At 54.7% G+C, this 20,311-nt stretch carries 19 protein-coding genes and 2 pseudogenes; 18 read left to right on the forward strand and 3 right to left on the reverse strand.

Annotated elements, in window-relative coordinates; genetic code table 11:
• Positions 1–93 precede the first annotated feature (93 nt).
• A complete protein-coding gene (locus tag RUE5091_RS00270; RefSeq protein WP_058279892.1) occupies positions 94–822 on the forward strand; it encodes a dockerin type I domain-containing protein in 729 nt (242 codons plus the stop codon).
• Between the two features lie 147 nt (positions 823–969).
• Here the strand turns inward: RUE5091_RS00270 and RUE5091_RS00275 are convergent, their stop codons facing one another.
• Both RUE5091_RS00275 and RUE5091_RS00280 read right to left on the reverse strand, forming a co-directional pair.
• Entirely contained in the window at positions 970–1,401 is a 432-nt protein-coding gene (locus RUE5091_RS00275) for a hypothetical protein (protein WP_058279893.1), read from the reverse strand.
• A gap of 20 nt (positions 1,402–1,421) precedes the next feature.
• Positions 1,422–1,934: an NYN domain-containing protein gene (locus tag RUE5091_RS00280; RefSeq protein ID WP_243470686.1), complete on the reverse strand. Its 513-nt coding sequence runs from the start codon at positions 1,932–1,934 to the stop codon at positions 1,422–1,424.
• A 1,017-nt stretch (positions 1,935–2,951) separates the two neighbouring features.
• Here RUE5091_RS00280 and RUE5091_RS00285 point away from each other — a divergent pair.
• The 4 genes from RUE5091_RS00285 to terL (RUE5091_RS00300) all read left to right on the forward strand — a co-directional run bounded on the left by RUE5091_RS00285 (position 2,952) and on the right by terL (RUE5091_RS00300) (position 8,639).
• The gene (locus RUE5091_RS00285; protein ID WP_058279895.1) at positions 2,952–4,469 is read left to right on the forward strand and encodes a hypothetical protein; all 1,518 of its coding nucleotides are present in this window, start codon (positions 2,952–2,954) and stop codon (positions 4,467–4,469) included.
• A gap of 825 nt (positions 4,470–5,294) precedes the next feature.
• Entirely contained in the window at positions 5,295–6,812 is a 1,518-nt protein-coding gene (locus RUE5091_RS00290) for a site-specific DNA-methyltransferase (RefSeq protein ID WP_058279896.1), read from the forward strand.
• Positions 6,812–7,240, forward strand: a complete 429-nt coding sequence (locus RUE5091_RS00295; protein WP_058279897.1) for a DUF5681 domain-containing protein — start codon at positions 6,812–6,814, stop codon at positions 7,238–7,240. The genes RUE5091_RS00290 and RUE5091_RS00295 overlap by 1 nt, the downstream gene beginning before the upstream one ends.
• On the forward strand, positions 7,227–8,639 hold the full coding sequence (gene terL, locus RUE5091_RS00300) for a phage terminase large subunit (protein ID WP_082643496.1): 1,413 nt from the start codon (positions 7,227–7,229) through the stop codon (positions 8,637–8,639). Before RUE5091_RS00295 ends, terL (RUE5091_RS00300) begins: the two co-directional genes overlap by 14 nt.
• Before the next feature lie 297 nt (positions 8,640–8,936).
• On the opposite strand, the gene RUE5091_RS00305 is transcribed toward terL (RUE5091_RS00300), so the two are convergent.
• Positions 8,937–9,914 (reverse strand): LysR family transcriptional regulator, encoded by a 978-nt coding sequence (locus tag RUE5091_RS00305; RefSeq protein ID WP_058279899.1) that lies wholly within the window; start codon positions 9,912–9,914, stop codon positions 8,937–8,939.
• Positions 9,915–10,156: 242 nt separating this feature from the next.
• Between RUE5091_RS00305 and RUE5091_RS00310 the strand changes: the two genes are divergently transcribed.
• The 13 genes and pseudogenes from RUE5091_RS00310 (at position 10,157) to nqrF (ending at position 20,290) form a co-directional block, all read left to right on the forward strand.
• Complete coding sequence (locus RUE5091_RS00310; RefSeq protein ID WP_058279900.1) at positions 10,157–10,528, forward strand: DsrE family protein; 372 nt, start codon at positions 10,157–10,159, stop codon at positions 10,526–10,528.
• Between the two features lie 41 nt (positions 10,529–10,569).
• Positions 10,570–10,935, forward strand: coding sequence for a rhodanese-like domain-containing protein (locus RUE5091_RS00315; RefSeq protein ID WP_058279901.1), 366 nt, complete (start codon positions 10,570–10,572; stop codon positions 10,933–10,935).
• 266 nt (positions 10,936–11,201) lie between these two features.
• Positions 11,202–11,360, forward strand: coding sequence for a YjiS-like domain-containing protein (locus RUE5091_RS23940; protein WP_503167652.1), 159 nt, complete (start codon positions 11,202–11,204; stop codon positions 11,358–11,360).
• A 523-nt stretch (positions 11,361–11,883) separates the two neighbouring features.
• Positions 11,884–12,726, forward strand: a complete 843-nt coding sequence (terL, locus tag RUE5091_RS00320) for a phage terminase large subunit (RefSeq protein ID WP_058279902.1) — start codon at positions 11,884–11,886, stop codon at positions 12,724–12,726.
• Between the two features lie 98 nt (positions 12,727–12,824).
• Positions 12,825–13,064: pseudogene (locus RUE5091_RS23470) on the forward strand (IS110 family transposase); the annotation flags it as partial.
• 303 nt (positions 13,065–13,367) lie between these two features.
• Positions 13,368–13,547: pseudogene (locus RUE5091_RS22840) on the forward strand (IS6 family transposase); the annotation flags it as partial.
• Positions 13,548–13,747: 200 nt separating this feature from the next.
• Positions 13,748–14,065, forward strand: coding sequence for a DUF1622 domain-containing protein (locus RUE5091_RS00325; protein ID WP_165590728.1), 318 nt, complete (start codon positions 13,748–13,750; stop codon positions 14,063–14,065).
• Between the two features lie 323 nt (positions 14,066–14,388).
• Entirely contained in the window at positions 14,389–15,741 is a 1,353-nt protein-coding gene (locus RUE5091_RS00330) for a Na(+)-translocating NADH-quinone reductase subunit A (RefSeq protein WP_058279904.1), read from the forward strand.
• Between the two features lie 6 nt (positions 15,742–15,747).
• A complete protein-coding gene (locus RUE5091_RS00335) occupies positions 15,748–16,968 on the forward strand; it encodes an RnfABCDGE type electron transport complex subunit D (protein ID WP_058279905.1) in 1,221 nt (406 codons plus the stop codon).
• Positions 16,965–17,747, forward strand: coding sequence for a Na(+)-translocating NADH-quinone reductase subunit C (locus tag RUE5091_RS00340; RefSeq protein WP_058279906.1), 783 nt, complete (start codon positions 16,965–16,967; stop codon positions 17,745–17,747). The genes RUE5091_RS00335 and RUE5091_RS00340 overlap by 4 nt, the downstream gene beginning before the upstream one ends.
• A 25-nt stretch (positions 17,748–17,772) precedes the next feature.
• Positions 17,773–18,453 (forward strand): NADH:ubiquinone reductase (Na(+)-transporting) subunit D, encoded by a 681-nt coding sequence (locus RUE5091_RS00345; RefSeq protein ID WP_058280329.1) that lies wholly within the window; start codon positions 17,773–17,775, stop codon positions 18,451–18,453.
• Positions 18,450–19,058, forward strand: a complete 609-nt coding sequence (gene nqrE, locus RUE5091_RS00350) for an NADH:ubiquinone reductase (Na(+)-transporting) subunit E (protein WP_058279907.1) — start codon at positions 18,450–18,452, stop codon at positions 19,056–19,058. The genes RUE5091_RS00345 and nqrE overlap by 4 nt, the downstream gene beginning before the upstream one ends.
• A gap of 2 nt (positions 19,059–19,060) precedes the next feature.
• A complete protein-coding gene (gene nqrF / locus RUE5091_RS00355; protein ID WP_112297125.1) occupies positions 19,061–20,290 on the forward strand; it encodes an NADH:ubiquinone reductase (Na(+)-transporting) subunit F in 1,230 nt (409 codons plus the stop codon).
• Positions 20,291–20,311 lie beyond the last annotated feature (21 nt).

Raw genomic sequence — 20,311 nt, forward strand, 5'->3', positions numbered from 1 at the left:
GTATGCTTAGATTTTTTTGTCAAAAAAGTGTCGAATTTTAAAGCCTTAAGCTGCTAAGGTGAGGGATGGTTAGTATCAAGTTGGAATTTGGGTATGGTTATCAAGAAAACACTTAACGCTCTGACTCCGTCTAAACAGTCGATGGATGTCAACGGTGACGGAAAAGTAGATTACAAGGACTTCGTCCGCGCCGCGAAGAAAATAGGAAGTAAGGCAATACCTCCAAAATCGGCTTTTGATGCCAATAATGATGGAGTAATAGACCATCGAGACGCCTTAATCGGCGCGAAGATTGCCGGAGCAACTGTCGTTGGAGCCGGAGCAGCATTGGCTGCGGGTGCCTATAGTGGTGCACTTATCGTCTCAGGTAGCGCAGCTGCTATTGCGACAGGCGTCGTTGGCGTTGCTGGAGCTGCCGCAGGCGGTTTCGCAGGCGCTGTTCTGGGCACGGCAACGACCTCGACTTACTTGGCCATGAAAACCGCGAGTGGGGCTATAATAATCGTTTCTGAGACCGCTGCAGTTGTCAGTCCCGGACTTGTTTCCGCGTTCTCAGCGGTTGGATCCACTGCAGGTGCAATGAATGGCACACTGATTGCAAAAGTAGCGGGCCTTCCGGTGATTGAGGCACTTGCCGTGAATGTGGGGGTTTCGAATGGTGCGTTGGTGATGATCTTTGGCATTCCAATAGCACGAGAAGTCGCTATCGCAGCTGGGCTGGTTTCTTTAGTTATCGTCGGCGGATATGCTTACTTGCTGCTCAACAAGGGCGTTGAGAAGAGCGATGTTAACAGCTTGTCCGGAAACCCTGTCGCCACGTAAGGTGCCCCCCACCAGAGCCAGCCCTCGTCAGCAGCCCGATAGAGCTCGTCAGCCCTAGCCAGCGGGTCTTTGGCAGTAGGAAGCGGTGGTCGACAGTCACTCTGGCGGAGGGAAACTGCCCCAGTGCACACGCTTCCTTCGTCCTCGCTAGCGCGCGCACTCGGCCCTGTATATGGCAACTTTGGTAGTCGCTGTGCCGATTTTATGAGATGTCCAAAGAACCTCACCTTCAGCGAAATTAAACGTATAGATGTCGGAGTAATTGGGATGCATTGCAGCGATCGTGAGTTTGCTTCCTGAACTTCCCACTGGAAAGACTGTGGCTCCATCTTCTCGGTATCCGTAAGAGCCTGCGGTGTCATCAAACTGGATGTCCCATTCGTCGCCTAGTTTCACCAAGACGATCTTTCCTTTGCTGATACCGTCATCCGCCCACTCAGGGCCGTCGGGGTTCACCAGTTCATCTTTGAAAAAATAACCTGTACCCTTCGAGGCTCCGCACCGTGCAAGAACTCCCTCTTGTGCATAGCCGATTTGAGCAACAAGTGTCAGGCAGACGATGGCGACGGTTCTAAACATCAAATGGGCTCCTATTTCCCTCAAGTTTTATTCACTGATCCGGCAGGGTCTGGAACATCCAGCCATAACTCACCGGACCTGTACCCGCCACGGATCAGGTATCCAGGCCGGTGGACTTCGGGATACTGGTCTGCCCAGTCACGGAAGCGGTCGTTCGTCACGATCTGAGCGCCTAGGTCACGCGCGGCGGCTAGGATTGCCGGGTCCGCCGGAGTGCCCTTCGGAACCACCATCACGCGCTCTTCCGGTATTCCCAGGAACTTGGCGAAAGCTCCGTTATGCTGGTACCGCCCGGACAGGAGGTAGCCAGCGTTGGCGTCAAACACGACCCCGGGCGTGTAACCTAGCCCCGATATCTGATTGACTGTTTCCTTGACCGTTTCAATCTGAGGAGAGCCGTCACACCAGTGCATGACGTTTGACCCATCCACGATGATCCATCGCGTACTCGACGCTTTCCAATGCTTGGCGCGCCTTGCGATAGCGCAGATGAGAAGAACGACGCTCGCCAGAAGACAGGGTGCGGTAACCATTAGGAAGTCCGACCAGTCGGGAACGAACAGGGTTGCCACTACGGCGATACTAGAAGCCAAAAGCAAGAAAATCGGAGCAATCATAGAGACTTGGTAACGTGCTTCGCATCGCCCGGCTAGGTGGAAAAACACCACCAGCCCCACCAACCGCCAGCACCAGCGACCAGTCTTCAGCACCCGGAATCGATCGTCAGCGGTCGTCTCAGCGCCAGTGAGCGGTCGGTTGGCGGTCTCGCAGTGGTCCTGTCAGCGGCCCCTCTAGCGGTCAGAAAAGCCCCGTGCTCACTGTTAGAAATGCCCCCGAAATTGCCCCAGTTCCGGTCACCGTTGGAAAAAGCTCATAGGTTTCATCGGACGACAAGGATTCCTACCACCCCAGCCAGTTCATCAGAACATCGAGACATAGACACCCGTGGCACCCGTTTGCTACGGAAAATGCCCCCGTTTATGCCCCCGCTCAGATCACACACGTCTTGCTAGCCTGTCTTGCTGTCTGCACGTCAGCGATGACCTCCCCCAGACAGAGGGAGAGGCCGATAGCGGTTATGGCTGAGTATAGTCGGGCATAGGGATAAGTAATGGAAAACGCAGGATAAAGAGGAGAAGAGAAACTCAAACCTCTCACACCCGATCATCCAGTTTTCTCATCCCCCCAGAGAATCCAGATACGCTATCCTCTCGTTGAAGATACGCTGACGGACCCGATAGGCGTGGGAGCGAGAAAAAAAAAAAATTATCTCCGTCAACTTGCAAAGCAGATAGTCATACCCATTTATTAATCTTGTTAACCGCCCGCATCCCGTGGGCACCATGATCAGCGTCTAGAGGCGCTATAGCGGTTTGGTCCGCTATGAGGCACCGGAAGGGCCTCCAAATCTCAAAGCACAACATAACCCACAGTCGAGTTGTATCTCGTCGATGGTTTGATGCCGTCTTCGGTTCCGCTCGGCTAATCACGTCTTCAGGGCCTCAGTGCGCTCTGGGCGTGGTCGCATATATTGAGGACCAAATTGACTCATGGAAGAAACATACGCTGGAAAGACCCTAGATGCTTTTCCGATCACAAATCCGCACTACTCCAAACTACTAGATGTTCACCGATATTCAGAACACCCGAATGTTACTCATCTGACCAAGCAGGTCTGGGCAAGATGTTATGGGGAACCAGAAAGCAGCAGCCCAAAGAAGGGTGGCGTAAGACCCAAGGCCAACAGTTTGACGCAGCTACGGGCTATATTGCTCGATCTTTATGTGGCTTGGGATGCCGACCCCGAGCTGTCTATTGGCGTAGCGATGAGCAACACAGCTTGGATCACCGACTCCCGCTATAACAAGATCGGGTTGTCTCGCTTAGCACCGAAGGTAATACATCGCTTGCATGAAGTTGGTTACATCTCATTGGCGGCTGGCAGCTATGCCGGTCCCGGAGCCAGCACAAACCGCACCACCCGGATTAGGGCGGCAGAACCGCTTAGGCAGATGTTTCGGGAAGCCAAGTTCGGACCACAGCATATCCTGACCCATCCGGGAAAGGAGTGCATTCTCATGCGATCCAGCGAGAAGTCAGAAAGAAGCATCGAATACAAGGATACTCCGGCGACTGAGCAGATGAGAGCAGATCTGATGAAGTACAACAGGCTGCTGCTGCGAACCTTCATCGACATACCCGATCAGGAGGACACGTTCATTGAGCGCCCGATTAAGTCTGGTGTCCGCGCGGGCGAGATAACCCGAGTTCCCATCTGTGGGTTCGATAACTTCGTTCACCGTGTCTTCAATCGCAACGACTGGTCATGCGGTGGCCGCTTCTATGGCGGCTGGTGGCAATTGGTCGGGTCAGAGGTAAGGAAGCGCATCCACATCAATGACGAACCCACTGTCGAAGTGGATTATCAAGCCCTTCATGTTGCGGTTCTGGCAGCAAAGAGAGAAGTGAAGCTGGAAGGTGATCCTTATGAGTTGGGTGATAATTTATTGCCTGACTTGGACACCGTGCAGCAGCGCAAGTTGGTGAAGCTGCTGATCCTCATGGCTCTTAATGCTAAGAACGAGCGGTCAGCTTACAGTGCGTTCCGGGACGCCTCTCCAGTTGGCTCGGTGGCCAAGTCGATGAAGAATGCGGAGCTTCGGTTGGTACTAGATGCTGCTATCAAGAAACACCCATTCCTTGAGGATGACCTCTGCGCGGACCGTGGGATATCGCTGATGAACACGGACAGTTTGATGGCTTCAATGGTGATCAGACACTTCACCAGACAGCGGATACCTGTCCTGTGCATCCACGACAGTTTCCTGATCGGTTACTCATACGCACAACGGCTCAAGACGACCATGACGCTTGCAGCCATGCGTGTTCTTGGTTGCCCGGTTGCCCTGTCCAATAATTATCTGGGGCTAGATGAGGTTGAACGAAGAACTCCCAGCTTGGTCGATGATTACATGGACATGCGTTATCTCCCTCGCTCCCACGCCTATCGGGTCCGTCAGCGTATCTTCAACGAGAGGATAGCGTATCTGGATTCTCTGGGGGGATGAGAAAACTGGATGATCGGGTGTGAGAGGTTTGAGTTTCTCTTCTCCTCTTTATCCTGCGTTTTCCATTACTTATCCCTATGCCCGACTATACTCAGCCATAACCGCTATCGGCCTCTCCCTCTGTCTGGGGGAGGTCATCGCTGACGTGCAGACAGCAAGACAGGCTAGCAAGACGTGTGTGATCTGAGCGGGGGCATAAACGGGGGCATTTTCCGTAGCAAACGGGTGCCACGGGTGTCTATGTCTCGATGTTCTGATGAACTGGCTGTGCTTGCAGTCTGCAGCTATCCAGTCTCGGGATTTCCCTGCTAACAGGGACTTTTACAAGGAAAACTGCCGGTTTCGGCCCAAAAGGCGAAATCTGCCTTCCTTTTATGATGAATTTTCAGTGGGTTGAGCGATAATTCCCTAAACTCCGGAACAGGGAATTTTATCTGCCGAGTAGGGACTGGTTTTTGAGAAAACAGGGACACGAAATCGTCCGCGTTCTTGCCTGGCTAAGAGCTCTGCTGGTCTCGCTCGGTTGAGTTGTCCCGGGCTTGGCGGTCACCCAAAAACGTGGCTGTCGCGATCAACAAGAAGGCTGGCCCGCAGCAATCATCAGCGGCCGCGATAAGACCAGTTCCTGTAACCCCAACAGCGCTTGTCAATATACGGTATGGCTCGCATTGACATATGCCATATCTGGTGTATTCTGGAGGCTCACCACAACCACCGCGCAAGCAACTCGGAAACTGGGTTGCTTGCTGAGAACAAAACGGCGGGTGTTGTGGTTCTCAATTGCCGCACTCACCGGATCAATGGATACGGAAAGGTACTGTGGCAATGGGTATCACAATCAAATACAAGCCTGCAAAAATGGGGCCCGGCGAGTTCCCGGAATGTACAGTGACGGAAACCTCGAGTGCAACCGACGTCAGGGGCAAGGAGCCGACGGCAGTTGCCTCGAAAACACTGCGCAACGACTTGCTGCCAGAATTCACGGTCGAGACAAGACCGCTTTCAACGCTTATTGCTGCGCGCCATCCAGTCAGGAAGTCCAGCAAAAGCCAGATTGCAAGGGTTGCGCAATCAATCCTTTCACAGGGATTTCGCGACCCCCCGCTGATCGAAAAGGACGGGGAAATTATCGACGGGCATATCCGTGTTGAGGCTGCGAAGTCCCTCGGGTTCGATGAGATACCATGCGTCGTTTCAGATTGCCCGTCCGAAGAGGACAAACGTCTCCTACGTATCGCGTTGAATCGGATTCAGGAGCGCGGTGAGTGGGATGAGTCGGCGTTAAAGCTTGAGCTGGCGTTTCTGCTGGAGTTCGAACCGGACCTGACGGTGACCGGCTTCGAGGCCCCCGAGATCGATCGGCTCGTTGTGCTGGACAATGTCGGGTCCGAGGAAGAAGATCCACTTGACAAGCTGTCGGGCCTTCCCGATCCCGACGCACACGCAGTCACGCGCCCCGGAGATCTATACCATCTGGGTGCTCATCGCATACTCTGCGGCAACGCCCGCGATATGGATGATGTCCGCCGGGTTCTTGCGGATCGCGAACTCTGCGTCGTGTTCACAGACCCCCCGTACAATCTTTCGATCAGGAGGGACATCAGAGTCGGTGCCGGCAAGTTCGCTGAATTCGCTGAAGGGTCGGGGGAGATGACCGAAGTCGATTACGAGGACTTCCTGACCATTACCACTCGCAACATGGTCCAGATGCTGAAGCCAGGTGGTATCCTCTTTCTCTGCATCGACTGGCGGCATGCCGAGGTCCTATTGCGCGTTGTGCGAACGCTTGGTCTGGATTTGATCAACACCTGTGTCTGGGCCAAGGACAAGCCTGGCATGGGGTCGCTCTATCGCAGCCAGCATGAACTGGTTCTGGTTGCGAAACGACCCGGTGCACCGCATCTCAATAACGTGAATCTCGGCATCCACGGCCGCAACCGGACAAATCTCTGGCGGTATGCCGGCGCTACCGGCGGCCGGAAATCAGAGGAAGATGACTTCTCACTTCACCCGACGGTGAAGCCCGTCCGTCTGGTGCGGGATGCGGTCCTCGACGTAACAGCCATGGGTGAGGTCGTTTTGGATCCTTTTCTGGGCTCCGGCACGTCGGTACTTGCGGCGGAGCTGTCGAAAAGGATCTGTGCAGGCATCGAGATTTCTCCAGCATATGTCGATGTCGCGATCGGCCGCTGGGAAAAGCTGACCGGGCTTGAAGCTGTCCATGAAGAGACCGGGTTGACCTTCGCCGAACTGAGGCAGAGCCGACAGGCGGGTGGCAACGGCAGCAGGTCAGGCGGGACCGGCGCAAGGACTTCGGGTTCCACTTTCGAGGGGGATTTCTGATGTCGGACGACAAGGACAAGGTTGGCGCCAAGGATGTGGGGTACTGCAAGCCGCCGAAGGAGCATCAGTTCAAGTCGGGCCAGTCAGGAAACCCGAAAGGCCGGCCAAAGGGTTCGAAAAACCTTCTGAAGCAGATCTCGAAACACGCGGCGAAGAAGGTGATGGTGATCGAGGGTGGTGTCGAAAAGAAGATGGCGAAAATGGACGTGGTCATTTCGGCAATGTTCAACAAGGCGTCCAGGGGCGATGTCAGCGCAGCGCGGCTGATTACACATCTGATCCAGGCAGCCTCGGTGCTTCCCGGGGAAAACCATCAGTCCGAAAATCCATTCACAGACGACGACTACGCATCATTGATGGACGAACTTGATTGGTTGGAAAAGGTGCAGAACGCAAAAAAACCGGAACAGTTAGATGGTCCCGAATGATGTTCATCGAATTCTCATCAGCGCCCGCTTGAGGGCGTTTTTAGGCCGCGCTTTTCGGTTTCTTAATCCCGGGAAATCATTGTCGTCAGCGCACTATGTGCGGGCTATGTGCTTCCAGCTTGAGCGTGTGGCGCGAGGCGAAGTTCGCCGGCTCATCATCGAACTACCTCCACGCCATCTGAAGTCGATAACGGCCAGCGTCTCATTTCCCGCGTGGATCCTTGGGCGCGACCCGACAAAAAGGGTTGTTTGTGTCAGCTACAGTAACGATTTGGCCTACTCATTCAGCAACAAATGCCGCCAACTCATGCAGGAAACGTTCTATCGTTCCATTTTCCCCGCGATGCAATTTGATCCCCAAAAGAATGCTGTGTCTGAGTATCATACAACTAAACACGGGTTCCGTCTGGCGACCTCTATGGGAGGTACTCTCACCGGAAAAGGGGGCGACATTGTCATACTGGATGACGTGATGAAGGCTCAGGACACCCACTCTCAAGCCGCCCGGGACACTGTGTTCCAAACCTATCAGGATACCATTGCCACGCGGCTGGACGATCCAAAGACGGGATCGATTATTCTTGTCGGACAGCGACTGCACGAAGATGATTTGATCGGTCGGCTGAAGCAGACTGGGAACTGGGAAGTTCTGAGCTTGCCAGCAATCGCGCTGCAGGATGAATTTATCGACCTCGAATTAGGCATTAATTTCAAGCGGTGTAAGGGTGATCCGTTGGATCCTGATCGGCTTGGTCTCGATGAACTTTCGCTTATTCGCGCCGAGATCGGGATGCTGGCGTTCGAAGCCGAGTATCAGCAGCAGCCGGTTCTGCCGGGTGGGAATCTTATCAGGCTGGAGTGGTTTAAAACCTATGAGAAGCCTTTGCCGCGTGGTCAGTATGAGGCGATCATCCAGAGCTGGGACACCGCGGCGTTGCCGGGGGAATCTAACGACCATTCGGTGTGCACGACATGGGGTCTCATCGGGCAGAATGTTGATCTCTTGCATGTGCACAGAGAACAGCACAACTACCCTGAGCTTCTGGCAACTGCTTTAAAGCTGCGATTAGACTGGAAGCCGGATCTGATCATCGTTGAGAAGGCCACGACCGGTTTTGCCCTGAAGCCCGATCTTGTGAAAGCCGGTGCCAGAGAAACCTTCTGGATGACGCCCGAAAGAGGCAAGGTCGAGCGCATGGTGGCGCAGTCTGCCAAGATCGAACAGGGACAGGTGCGGCTGCCGCAGATCGCATATTGGCTTGAAGCTTTCAAGGCAGAGGTGAAGGCCTTTCCGAACGGTAAATACGACGATCAGGTCGACAGCTTGTCACAACTGCTGCGCGCGCTGGATATGCGGCATCACACAGTTCGACATTGCAGCCGCTTCAAGGGAAAATGAAACAGGAGAAACAAATACCCCATCTGTTCAGTTTATCTGCGTGTCCCTGGATCTTTCCAGAGATTGGACCGCTAACAAATTCTCTTTCAAGGTTGGCCGCCGACAAGTCCGTAATCTCGCTAACTCTTGTTGGGTCACGTGCCTCAAGTTCATTGAGCAATGGGGTCTCCTACCAATATCCGGTAGCTTACGCGCCACGGCGTTTGCGACGTAACCATAGACCTCTGAACTGGTCTTACTGGAATCTGGTCAAGCATCATGACAACCGCGTACGGTCCGAAGCCTGCCTAAACCAACTCAAAATGTTTGAGAGAGCGGTTTGCTTTGCGCCGCTGATCCCTTTGTTCCATCAATCAAGGGGGCCTTTTTGCGCAGCGCTTCATAGAAATGTCTCATTGCGGCGCGTACCCGAACTGTGTGGCGAAGATCGGGATGGGTTAACACCCAAAGTTCCCGTGCAAGTGATTCAATCGGTTCTGTGACCCGTATCAGCTTTGGATGGATGTCCCCGAAAAAACAGGGGAGCAATACAACGCCCATCCCCTCTAAGGCCGCATTGGTGGCGCCCCGGGTCAGGCTGCTTGTGAGCGCAATGCGACTGTCGGCCAAAGCTCTGTTCTTCCAAATCAGAGGCACGAGCCAATCGACTTCGTTGTCTTTCATAACCCAGTCATGTTCAGCCAGTGACTTTTCCGGACGTTGTTCCAGATACGACTGGGCGGCGTAGACGCAGAACCGAAAATCACAGATTTTTCGCCCTAACAAAGCTTCTGGAGGTGCAGATGTCACACGGACTGCGATATCTGCCTCGCGCCGATTAAGATCCAGCGGGTCGCTGGTTGTGACAATCTGGAATAGAATATCGGGGTTGTTATTGCGAAAATCGTGCATCGGCCCCACGAGCAGATCCGTGGATACGTATTCGGGTGCTGTAATTCTAATCTTCCCCTGTAGCCGCTTGTCACGACCCAGAATATGACGGCCAAGCGTAAGCACTTCCGCTTCAACCCGCTCAGCGCACAGCATTGCTGCCTTTCCCGCACTGGTCATTCGGTACCCTGTTGGCAGGCGGTCGAAAAAACGAACATTTGTCTTCTCTTCGATCGCTGAGATTCGGCGAAAGATCGTGCTGTGGTTGACCTTCAAAATTCGCGCCGCGCCCGAAAGGCTGCCTGTTCGGCCAATTGCCAGGATCACAGACAGATCATTCCACTCCAACTCCATTTCAGGGACGTGAAGCAGATGGTCGGTGGGATCGGTGTCAGTGGTGCTCATTTGATCCTGTGCGTTTTTGCAAGCTGATCTTTCCAGATTAGCGAATTTTCATGCGCAATCAAACACCGCACCATTGGAAGCATCTGACGATCAAGCGTCCATCCAGATGAGATCGAACCAATGGTTGCCGGAATAGAAATTCAGGAAGTTTCAGCCAAAACACCGGCTCCTTCCGCGATCGAGACCCCTTCCGGCCAGCGCAACGCCTGAACCAAACCCCGTCAATATCGAAGGAATGAGTAATGACTGATCATCCCAAAAAACTAGCCATCGTGGTTTCACGCGGACTTGATGACGAACGCGCTACCGTTGCTTTCACCATCGCGAAGACCGGTCTCGCCTCAGGTCAGCAAGTGACGATGTTCATGGTGAGCTCCGGCGTCGACATTGTCAGGAAAGGTGCTGCCGACAATGTGCAGATGAACCCTTTTGACCCGCCGCTCAAAGAGTTGATCGACCATTTTCAGGACAGCGGCGGTCGCATCCTTGTCTGTCCACCTTGCGCCAAAGTGCGTGGCTATGCGGATGATGACTTCATCAACAACGCACAAGTTGTGGGCTCGCCCGCACTGCACGCGTTGATCCTTGATGGCGCAGCTACCCTCTGCTTCTGAAAACCAAGTTCGACCGAATGCTTAAACCAAGGAGAAATGTCATGACTTCCTGCAGCAACAACGGTTCCGTTACGAGATCAAGTGCCACTCCCATTTCGGCAAAAAAGGCGCATAGTTACTTCGGTCGTGCCGGCGTCGAATTTGTCGATCCTCGGCCGGCGGAGATCATCGCGGAAACGACCGGCAAGATACCAGGTGCTCGGTCGATATCCATCAGCGATGCCGAGGCTGGAAACCTGCCTCCGGCATTTGGAGATCGGACAATCCACGTCGTGGCCACCTGCCAGGCAGGTCCGATGGCGTCGAAACTCGCCGAAGTATTCACCCGACAGGGATTTCCAAATGTCAGCTGGATCGAGGGTGGCACACAGGCGTGGATCGATGAGGGCTACGAAGTCATCCGCTGACCTGCGAGCTCCTTAGAAACATACCAAAGAATACCTCCAGCCAGCGTCGAAGAAATATGATCGGTGCTGGCACCCATAGGGGAACGAATGCGCGAAACGTTATGGCTGACCCCGTAACCCATGATCAATGCCGCCTGGCAATCAAAGCTGGTCGTTTGACGCTTTGACATACGGAAGGAAACGTTATGGTCTTTCGGTCTATATATCATTCTTCAACCGGTTTTTTTGATGGGATGGAAAAGATAATTGACGACCTGGTTTCGCGTATGCTTGCGTCTGTCAGACACCGCCGATCGGCTAGAAAGGACCAGCAAAATCTTGAGCGTTTATCAGCCCGAATTCTCAAAGATATCGGCCTGTACCGGTCCGAAGTTCACGAAGCAGTCTGGTACACCGGGCCTACACGCTATGTTTGCCGTCGTTAATATGATTGAGACGACCAATTTTCGAAACACGGCCCACTATTTGCGTAGAAGCATCTGGGAATGACTATTTCAAAGCACACCGCATAACCACCAAGTTTTGCCCACTACCCCATAGCAGTCCAGTACCTTCGCGAAGGGTCTGAGCCGGTCGTCTGACGAAAGTGACCAGGTGATTGCACTGTCAGCTCATTCCCCGTTCGATGCAGGCTAATTGTACGGCGGTGGTGTCCGACTCCGGTCATTGGCGCATCAGGCTGAGAAGGCTCCAGGAGAGACCGTGGCAGACTTGCGATCAGAGCAGGATACGAAGCCGTCATTGCTTAGTGCTCAGTGAGTGCAAGTACCTTTCCAAAATTGCATTGAACTCTTCGGGATGTTCCCAAAACATGAAGTGACGCCCAAATTTTTCGAGCTGAGCATTGGGTAAGTTCGCATTAAGATAGGGTTTTCCACGGCTAGCTGGATCGATACTCCACTGTCGACGCGACTGAACCATCCGGCAAAAAGTGCGATGGTTCTTGTTATGCAGCGACTGGCAATGAATGATCCCGCCGCGCACCTTCAAACGCATGAGGATTGGCGATGTTTGAGGCTCCCGCCTATCGTTGAAAACGATCAGGTCGTCCCGTTAAGCAACACCAATATATATCATTTCAAGAAGGGTGAACTACTTGATGCGATGCGCTTGCCAAAGGAGATTCTGGACGTTCAGAGGGCTAAGCTGGGTGAGGCAAACTTCCTCGCCCAGTATCAAAAGCGGCCAATCCCTGCAGGTGGTGGCGATATCGATATCAGCCTCTTCCGGCGCTACAAGGTACTACCAAAACCATACGATGTTCGATTTCTGTGTGTCGACGCGGCTTCGGGCTCACAGGCTGGGTCTTACAGCGTTATTCAAGCGTGGCAAATGACCAACGGAAACATTTATCTGGTAGACAATCAACGTGGATACTGGACCTTTCCACAGCTGCAAAAGCGGGTGGTCGCTATCCAGCAATATTGGAAGGCTGACTTTGTCGCGATAGAGCGTGCCAGTTCTGGTCTGGCTCTGATAGAAGTACTTCGGGACTACTATTCTGACAATGCGCGGCGGAATCTGATCCAGGGAATTACAGTTAGCAAAGGTCTGTCAAAACAAGACAGGGCCGGCAAAGCGATGGTCGCCGTCGAACAAGGGCTGGTCCACATACCCTATGAGGCAGATTGGCTAGATGATTTTCTGGCCGAGCTTAGTGCGTTTCCTGCAGGCTTGAATGATGATCAGGTTGACGCCTTTTCGCACGCCGCCCACTTTTTCCGCTTGCTGCTCGTTAGCCATTATAATCCTGAATACAAGGGGCGAGGACGTGTCATTGCTCAGTGGTGACCAGTTCTTATCGAATTACAATGAGTTCTGAGTAACTGCCGGGCTTCTGTGGCTAACTTTGCCACAGCACCTGGCATCGGTACGCCGACATAATCTTGTTGCCTGCAACGACAAAGATGGGAGAACGTTCGCTGAGGCGACTATTGATCATCGGCGCCAACAGAGTAGTCATGTGGCGCGCTCGAAATAGAACGCGAACAGATCCCTGGCTTGATCGCCTGTTCGAACGCAAGCCGCCACTGCTGTTTCGCTTAGCCTTGGCCAACAAAATGGCGAGGATCGTTTGGGTCTTGATGAGCACAGGAGAAGTCTACCGGGCTCCGGCTGCCAACGCGTAATGCGTCTGCGGCTGTGAGACGACGGAAACGGAAGAGGACAATGGACGGTATGGCTTCAGGATCGTGAGACCGGATCGGGAAAACCAGCTTACGACACAGTGCTTCGAGAACGTGCTTTTGAATTGGACCGGATCCGCTAATACCATACGGTCCAGCGGCATGTGCAAAGGCCGCGCAACAAGCCGAACACATGTCAGTACCCGAACCGATGCAGATACGGTCAAAATTACCTCTTGCGTTTTGGGCGTCCACACCTTCAGAACCCTTCGCGATCGTCGCGGAATGCCATCGCGAGGTGCTGTCAGACGAAGAAAACACGCAATGAAACGTTTCCGCCGCATGCGAAGTTTGCAGAAATTCGCTGCTGTCCACTTCTATGTCTACAACCATTTCAACCAAGAAAGATCGTTGGCCCGCCAAGACACCTTCAATCTGCCACGCAGCGCCGCTCTTGCCGAGTGGCGCAATCTTTGTGCCGAGTAAAGGACAGCTCTACCGGCTTTGCTGAGACTGGTTCGAATTCGCCTTACTGCACCTTCGACATGGGATGGTATGATCACAAAAATTATGATCACATAGATTTCGTCGTTTGAGCCGTTGATCCGGGCAGCTATAGTATTCGCGATCAACGAAACCAATGAACGGTCCCAATCGTGACATTCGTCCACCACGCAGCCGAATTCTTGGCAGACATCATCGATCTTCTTGTTGTAGCGCTTCTCGGAGTCTGGGTCCTTACATTAGTCGTTCTAGCCGTGAAATCGTATTTCAAAGGCAAGAACCTAGAGCAGATAACCTACGATATCCGTATTAGCCTCGGACGGCCAATACTGCTTTCGCTTGAATTGCTTATTGTTTCCGATGTGCTCCACAGCATCGCCAGCAGGACGCTGGAAGATCTGGGTATCGTAGCCACCGTCGTCGTTATCCGGGTTTTCATGGCGTACTTCCTCGACAAGGAACTCGAGCGATTGAACAAACAAGGCCACGCACCGCAATAGGAGCGATCCCCCCTGAGCACTGCCCCTCATGAAACAGTGGCGCAGTTCTTCGAGCCGTTGCAGTGAGTTCGATAGATCCCAGCGTTTTCGGTGGCGATGATTCGCCCTAGATTAACATTCGAAACTGAGCCAATTCGGCTCGCCGATGTATTGACTGGGGGCAAGCCCAAAAATACGCTTTTGATACATACCGGGATCAGACCGGAGTCGACTTACGGGTTTGATTGCTGTCGTGTTGGTTGTGCTAACGGAGAAGATCTCGCTCTGGTAAGGCGTTCCGTGCAGAGCCAGGCTCCTAGGCATGGCGTGAGGGGGGCAAGATTTTGCAGCACGCTAAAATTACCAAGGGACTCGATATTCCGATTGGCGGCGCCCCTGCGCCAGTCATAGAAGACGCGGCCGGGTCGGGCACAGTTGCCCTCGTAGGAGCGGACTACATCGGTCTGGAGCCAAAAATGCTGGTCGCTGAAGGGGATCGGGTCAGGCTTGGCCAGCCTCTCTTCCAACAGAAACGCGATCCTGCCATTCTTTTTACCGCGCCCGCAAGTGGCACGATTGCCAATATCCATCGCGGTGAACGCCGTGTGCTCAAGTCGGTTGTCATCGACGTTGATGAAACCAGCGAACCTGATGCGACCACAGGCAACCCCGGTGGTGGAGACAAGGACCGCGACGCCCTGCGGATCCGTCTGCTGGAGAGCGGCCTTTGGACCGCATTTCGTACGCGGCCTTTTAGTCGCGTCCCAGCGTCAGACGCCGAGCCGAGATCCATCTTCGTAACGGCTTGCGACACGCGTCCGCTTTCCTGCGATCCGGATACAGTCGTAGCAGGATACCAGGACGATTTCGCGCGGGGATTGGATCTGATAGCGGTTCTGGCGTCAGAGACGGTGTTCCTTTGCACCGGAACCGGATGGTCGGGACCTATCGGGGAGTCCCCCTCGATAAAGCATGTCGTCTTTGAGGGGCCTCATCCGTCCGGCCTGCCCGGCACCCATATTCACCATCTGGATCCTGTCGGGACCGAACCTGAGGTCTGGCATATCGGATATCAGGACGTCATCGCGATCGGAAAACTCGTCGGCGAAGATCGAATTTGGACCGAACGCATCGTTGCATTAGGAGGCACCGGCTTCACAAGACCCAGAATGGTCCGTACCCGACTTGGCGCCGATCTTCCATCGCTCACAGCAGATGAGGTTTCACCACCGACTGCGGGAAACGAGCCGGCTCGGCTGATCTCTGGATGTGTACTGAGCGGTCGGCATGCCCGCGGGGCTGAAGCCTACCTCGGCCGATATCATCTGCAGATCTCGGCAGTTCCTGAAATGCAACCGCGCCGCTGGCGGCCATGGGCGAAACCGCAAGAGAACAGGTACGCATTCGGTGATCTCCTTGCAAAGGTGCTTGGCCGCCCGGATTTCACGACAAATCAAAACGGACGTGCGTCTGCGATGGTGCCGATAGATGCGTTCGAGCGCTTGATACCGATGGACGTTTTGGCGGTGCCATTGCTGAAGTCGCTTCTGATCCAAAATACGGATCAGGCCCAGGCGCTCGGAGCTTTGGAGCTGGACGAAGAGGACCTAGCTCTCTGTTCCTTTATCTGTCCGGGAAAGAACGACTACGCTTCGGTGCTGCGCAGGAACTTGGAAACGATCGAAAGAGACGGTTGATCCGGCATGGCGAAACCCAGATCAGATACCAGCGCAAGAGCCGACACAGGGAATCGGCTCGAACCGGACAATCTCGAACTGCTGCGGGAATTGAGTAGCCGCCTGGGATGGCGCATGACGATGCGAACCGTGTCGGCCCCCCATGTGCGCGACGCCAACAACATCGACCGCCTTCTAAATCGCTTCATCGTCGCCACCGTGCCTTGCTGGTTGATCGGCATGTGGAATGTCGGCGAGCAGATCGCAGTGGGAATGCAGATCGCCGGTATCCGGAACTTGTCAGGCTGGCGTGCGGAACTGGTCGAAGGCATCGGGCTGCCGATCGATCCAGAAAATATTCTGTCCTGCTGGTTGCACGGGTTCCTCTACTTCCTGCCGATATTTCTGACCTCGCTGATTATTGGCGTTCTCTGGGAAATCCTGTTTGCCGCCAACCGCAAGCGTCCGCTGGACGAAGGGGTTCTGAGCATTGCCTGGCTTTTTGCTTTGATCCTTCCGCCGACTGCTACCTTTTTTCAGGTTATCTACGGCATGACTGCAGCAATGGTGATTGGGAAGCTGATTTTCGGAGGAACCGGGCGATATCTTGTGAGCCCGGTCATCCTCGGCATATGCGTTCTTTTCTTTTCATACTCGAGCGTTCTCCACGGACCGGAAGTGTGGATTCCGCTGGCGGGCTATCAAGAGCCGACCACGCTGGAATTGGCGATCCTCGAAGGTGGGGTCCCGGCCCTGATCTCGGTCGACTACAGCTGGTGGCTGTTGTTTCTCGGCAACCAGCCCGGGCCTTTTGGCGTGACGTCGGCACTAGGATGCCTTCTCGGGGCGGCATACCTGCTGGCGACGGGGTCCGCGTCGTGGCGGATCATGGCCGGATCACTGGTGGGGCTGGTGGTGACGGTTAGCCTTGTCGCCTTGGTTGCACCGGCGGAGGCGGTTGGAATGAACATGCCGTGGTACTGGCACATGGTCCTAGGCGGATGGGCTTTCGGCACGGTCTTTCTGGCAACGGATCCGACGGCCGCTGCCACGACCCGAACCGGCCGGTGGGCGTTCGGGATACTGGTCGGCGTCGTGACGGTCATCGTGCGTCTGACCAACCCCGCCTATTTCGAAGGGGTGATCTTCGCGATCCTGCTGGCAAGCATCTTCGCCCCGCTCTGTGACCACTTCGTGGTGGAGCAAAATATCAAGCGGCGACGCGCCCGGCTGGAGAAAAAACAATGAACCTGGACGCCCTCCGTTCGCTTGGGGTTCTGGCCGGCGTCGCGTTGGTATGCTCCATTCTGGTCAGCGTGTCGACAACCACTCTGCGTCCTATTCAGGAGCGCAACGAAGCCTTGCAGCGGTACCGCAATGTTGTGTCCCTGACGGGACTTGTGGACGCAGAGGCCGATGACGACACGATCTTCGAGGTTGTCGCGCAACTCGATGCCCGGGTGGTGGATCTCGGGACGGGTGAATTCGCGGCTGATATCGACCCCGCTTCAGTCGACGCCCGGTTGGCGGTCAACGATCCTGACAGCAGCACCGCGATTCCGGCAGCTGAGGATATCGCCCGATTGGGTCGCCGCGCCAACCACGAGGTCGTTTACCTCGTCTGGCAAGATCAGGACTTGAGCCGGATCATCTTTCCAATCGAAGGACAAGGCATGTGGTCGACGATTTACGGCTTCCTCGCCTTAGAGAGCGACCTGAACACGATAGCCGCTGTCAGTTTTTATGAGCAAGCCGAAACAGCCGGACTTGGTGATCAGATCGAAGACGCGGAATGGCAGGCCCAGTGGCAAGGACGCAAGATGTATGACGATGAAGGAAACGTACAGTTCCGGGTCTCTGGTGGCATTGTTAGCCCTTCTTCTGCCACTGCAGCTTACGAAGTCGACGGTCTGACGGGCGCCACGATCACTGGCAACGGAGTGACCAATCTGGTCCACTACTGGTTCAGTCCGCATGGATACGGCGCGTTCCTTTCGAAGATATCGGGGGAGCCGCCAAAACGATGACGCACATGATGTGGGGGGACAGACGATGACAATTCGGTCTACACTCTTTGGTCCGGTTTTCGAGGACAATCCAGTACTGCTGCAAGTGTTAGGCGTATGCTCCGCACTGGCCATCACCAATTCGCTCTACACATCTTTAATAATGGGTGTCTCGCTGACTGCGGTCTGCACCTTTTCGAACGGTGTGATCTCTGCCCTGCGCCACATCATTCCCAGTAGTCTCCGGATCATTATTCAGATGACCGTGATCGCCACGGGTGTTGTGGTCGTCGACCAGGTCTTGCAGGCCTTTGCCCCCGATGCTGCGCGCACGCTTTCGGTTTTCATCGGCCTCATCGTTACCAACTGCATCGTTCTCGGGCGGGCCGAAGCATTTGCCGCCAAGAACAGCGTTGGCATGTCCCTGCTCGATGGCATCGGAAACGGGCTCGGCTATACCGCGGTCCTCGTCGCGGTCGGAACCATCCGCGAGCTTTTTGGTGCCGGTACGCTTCTTGGAGTGACGATCTGGCCAACAGCGACCGATGGCGGTCTGTTTGTCCCGAACCAGCTCATGCTGCTCCCGCCCAGCGCCTTTTTCATCATCGGCTTTTTTATCTGGGGCCTGCGGGCTTGGAAACGCGAGCAGATGGAGGCCCCTGAATACAACGAGGTGAAGGTGCGGCCAGAGCAACAGCCCGACTTGGTTGGAAAGAACGCCTCATGACCGAGCTCTTCGACATTTTCCTGCGGGCGATACTGATAGAGAACCTGGCACTGTCTTTCTTTCTTGGGATGTGTACCTTTCTGGCGGTTTCCAAAGAGGTGCGCACCACCATTGGCCTCGGCATCGCCGTGATCGTCGTGGAGACCATCAGCGTCCCGCTCAACAACCTCATCTACGTCTTTTTTCTGAAGCCGGGGGCACTATCGTGGGCGGGGTTGCCTGACCTCAACATGAGCTATCTCGGGCTGATCAGCTACATCAGCGTGATCGCCGCAATGGTGCAGATCCTCGAGATGTTCCTCAAGAAATTCGCGCCACCGCTCTACGCCTCATTGGGAATCTTCCTGCCATTGCTTACCGTCAACTGCGCGATCCTCGGCGCATCGCTGTTCATGGTGCAGCGCGATTACACCTTTATCGAAAGCACGGTTTACGGGTTCGGCGTGGGAACCGGCTGGGCAATCGCCATCGTCGCGCTGGCTGGCCTGCGCGAGAAGATGCGCTACAGCGAGGCGCCCGGTGGTCTGGAAGGGTTGGGGCTAACCTTCATAACGGTCGGCATCATGTCGCTGGCGTTCCTTGGGATTTCGGGGATTGAGTTGTAGAAATGGTCGGCATCGAAATCATCGTCTCGGTCGTGCTCTTCATGGTCATCGTGTCGAGCCTTGGGGTGCTGGTGCTGCTAGCCCGGTCCCGTCTAGTGCCCCAGGGTCAGGTGAACGTGAACGTGAACTCCAGTCGCGATATCAAGATGGATCCGGGCGGAAAGCTCCTCGTCGCGCTTGGTGAGAGCGACCTGTTTCTGGCATCAGCTTGTGGCGGCGGCGGCACGTGCGGTCAGTGCAAGGTGCGTGTGCTGGAAGGCGGCGGAGAGCTTCTGCCGACCGAGAAATCCTTCATCAACAAAAAGGACGCGGCGACGGGATTGAGGCTCGCGTGCCAAGTGAGCGTCGACAACGACATGAAAATCGAGGTTCCGGAGGATGTCTTTGGTGTCAACCGATGGACGTGCAAGGTTCGATCGAACGAGAACGTGTCGACCTTCATCAAGGAGTTCGTCCTCGAATTGCCCGAAGGCGAAAAGATCGATTTTCGGGCTGGTGGCTACGTTCAGATCGAAACACCGCCCTACAGCATTGACTTCGACCAGATCGACATCCCGGCCGAGTACCGGGACGACTGGGACAAGTACAAACTGTTCGATCTCAAGTCCGTCGTGAACGAACCGACGCTGCGCGCCTACTCGATGGCGAATTATCCGGCCGAGGACGACATCATTACCCTGAACGTTCGAATTGCAACGCCGCCGCCAGACGCGCCGTCAAATGCACCGCCAGGCATCGTGTCATCGTTCATTTTCGGCGCCAAACCCGGCGACAACGTGGTCGTCTCAGGCCCCTATGGCGAGTTCTTCGCGAAAGACACCGACGCCGAAATGGTGTTCATCGGAGGAGGCGCCGGCATGGCCCCGATGCGTTCGCATATCCTGCACCAGTTGCGCACCCTGAAAACCAAACGAAAGATCAGCTTTTGGTACGGAGCCCGCAGCCTGCGAGAAGCGTTTTATGTGGAGATGTTCGACGAACTTGCGCGTGAGATTGAAAATTTCACATGGCATCTGGTGTTGTCGGAACCCCTTCCTGAAGACAATTGGACCGGGCTGACCGGGTTCGTCCACGAAGTTCTCCTTGAGGAGTATCTCTCAGATCATCCCGAACCGGAGGACTGCGAATACTACATGTGCGGTCCACCGGTCATGAATGCTGCGGTGATCGACATGCTGGATTCTCAGGGAGTGGATTCTGAAAACATCATGCTGGACGATTTTGGAGGGTAAGCGAGTGGAAATGTTTCTTGT

Origin of the sequence: Ruegeria denitrificans (assembly GCF_001458295.1) — a bacterium.
Classification (GTDB): Bacteria; Pseudomonadota; Alphaproteobacteria; order Rhodobacterales; family Rhodobacteraceae; genus Ruegeria; species Ruegeria denitrificans.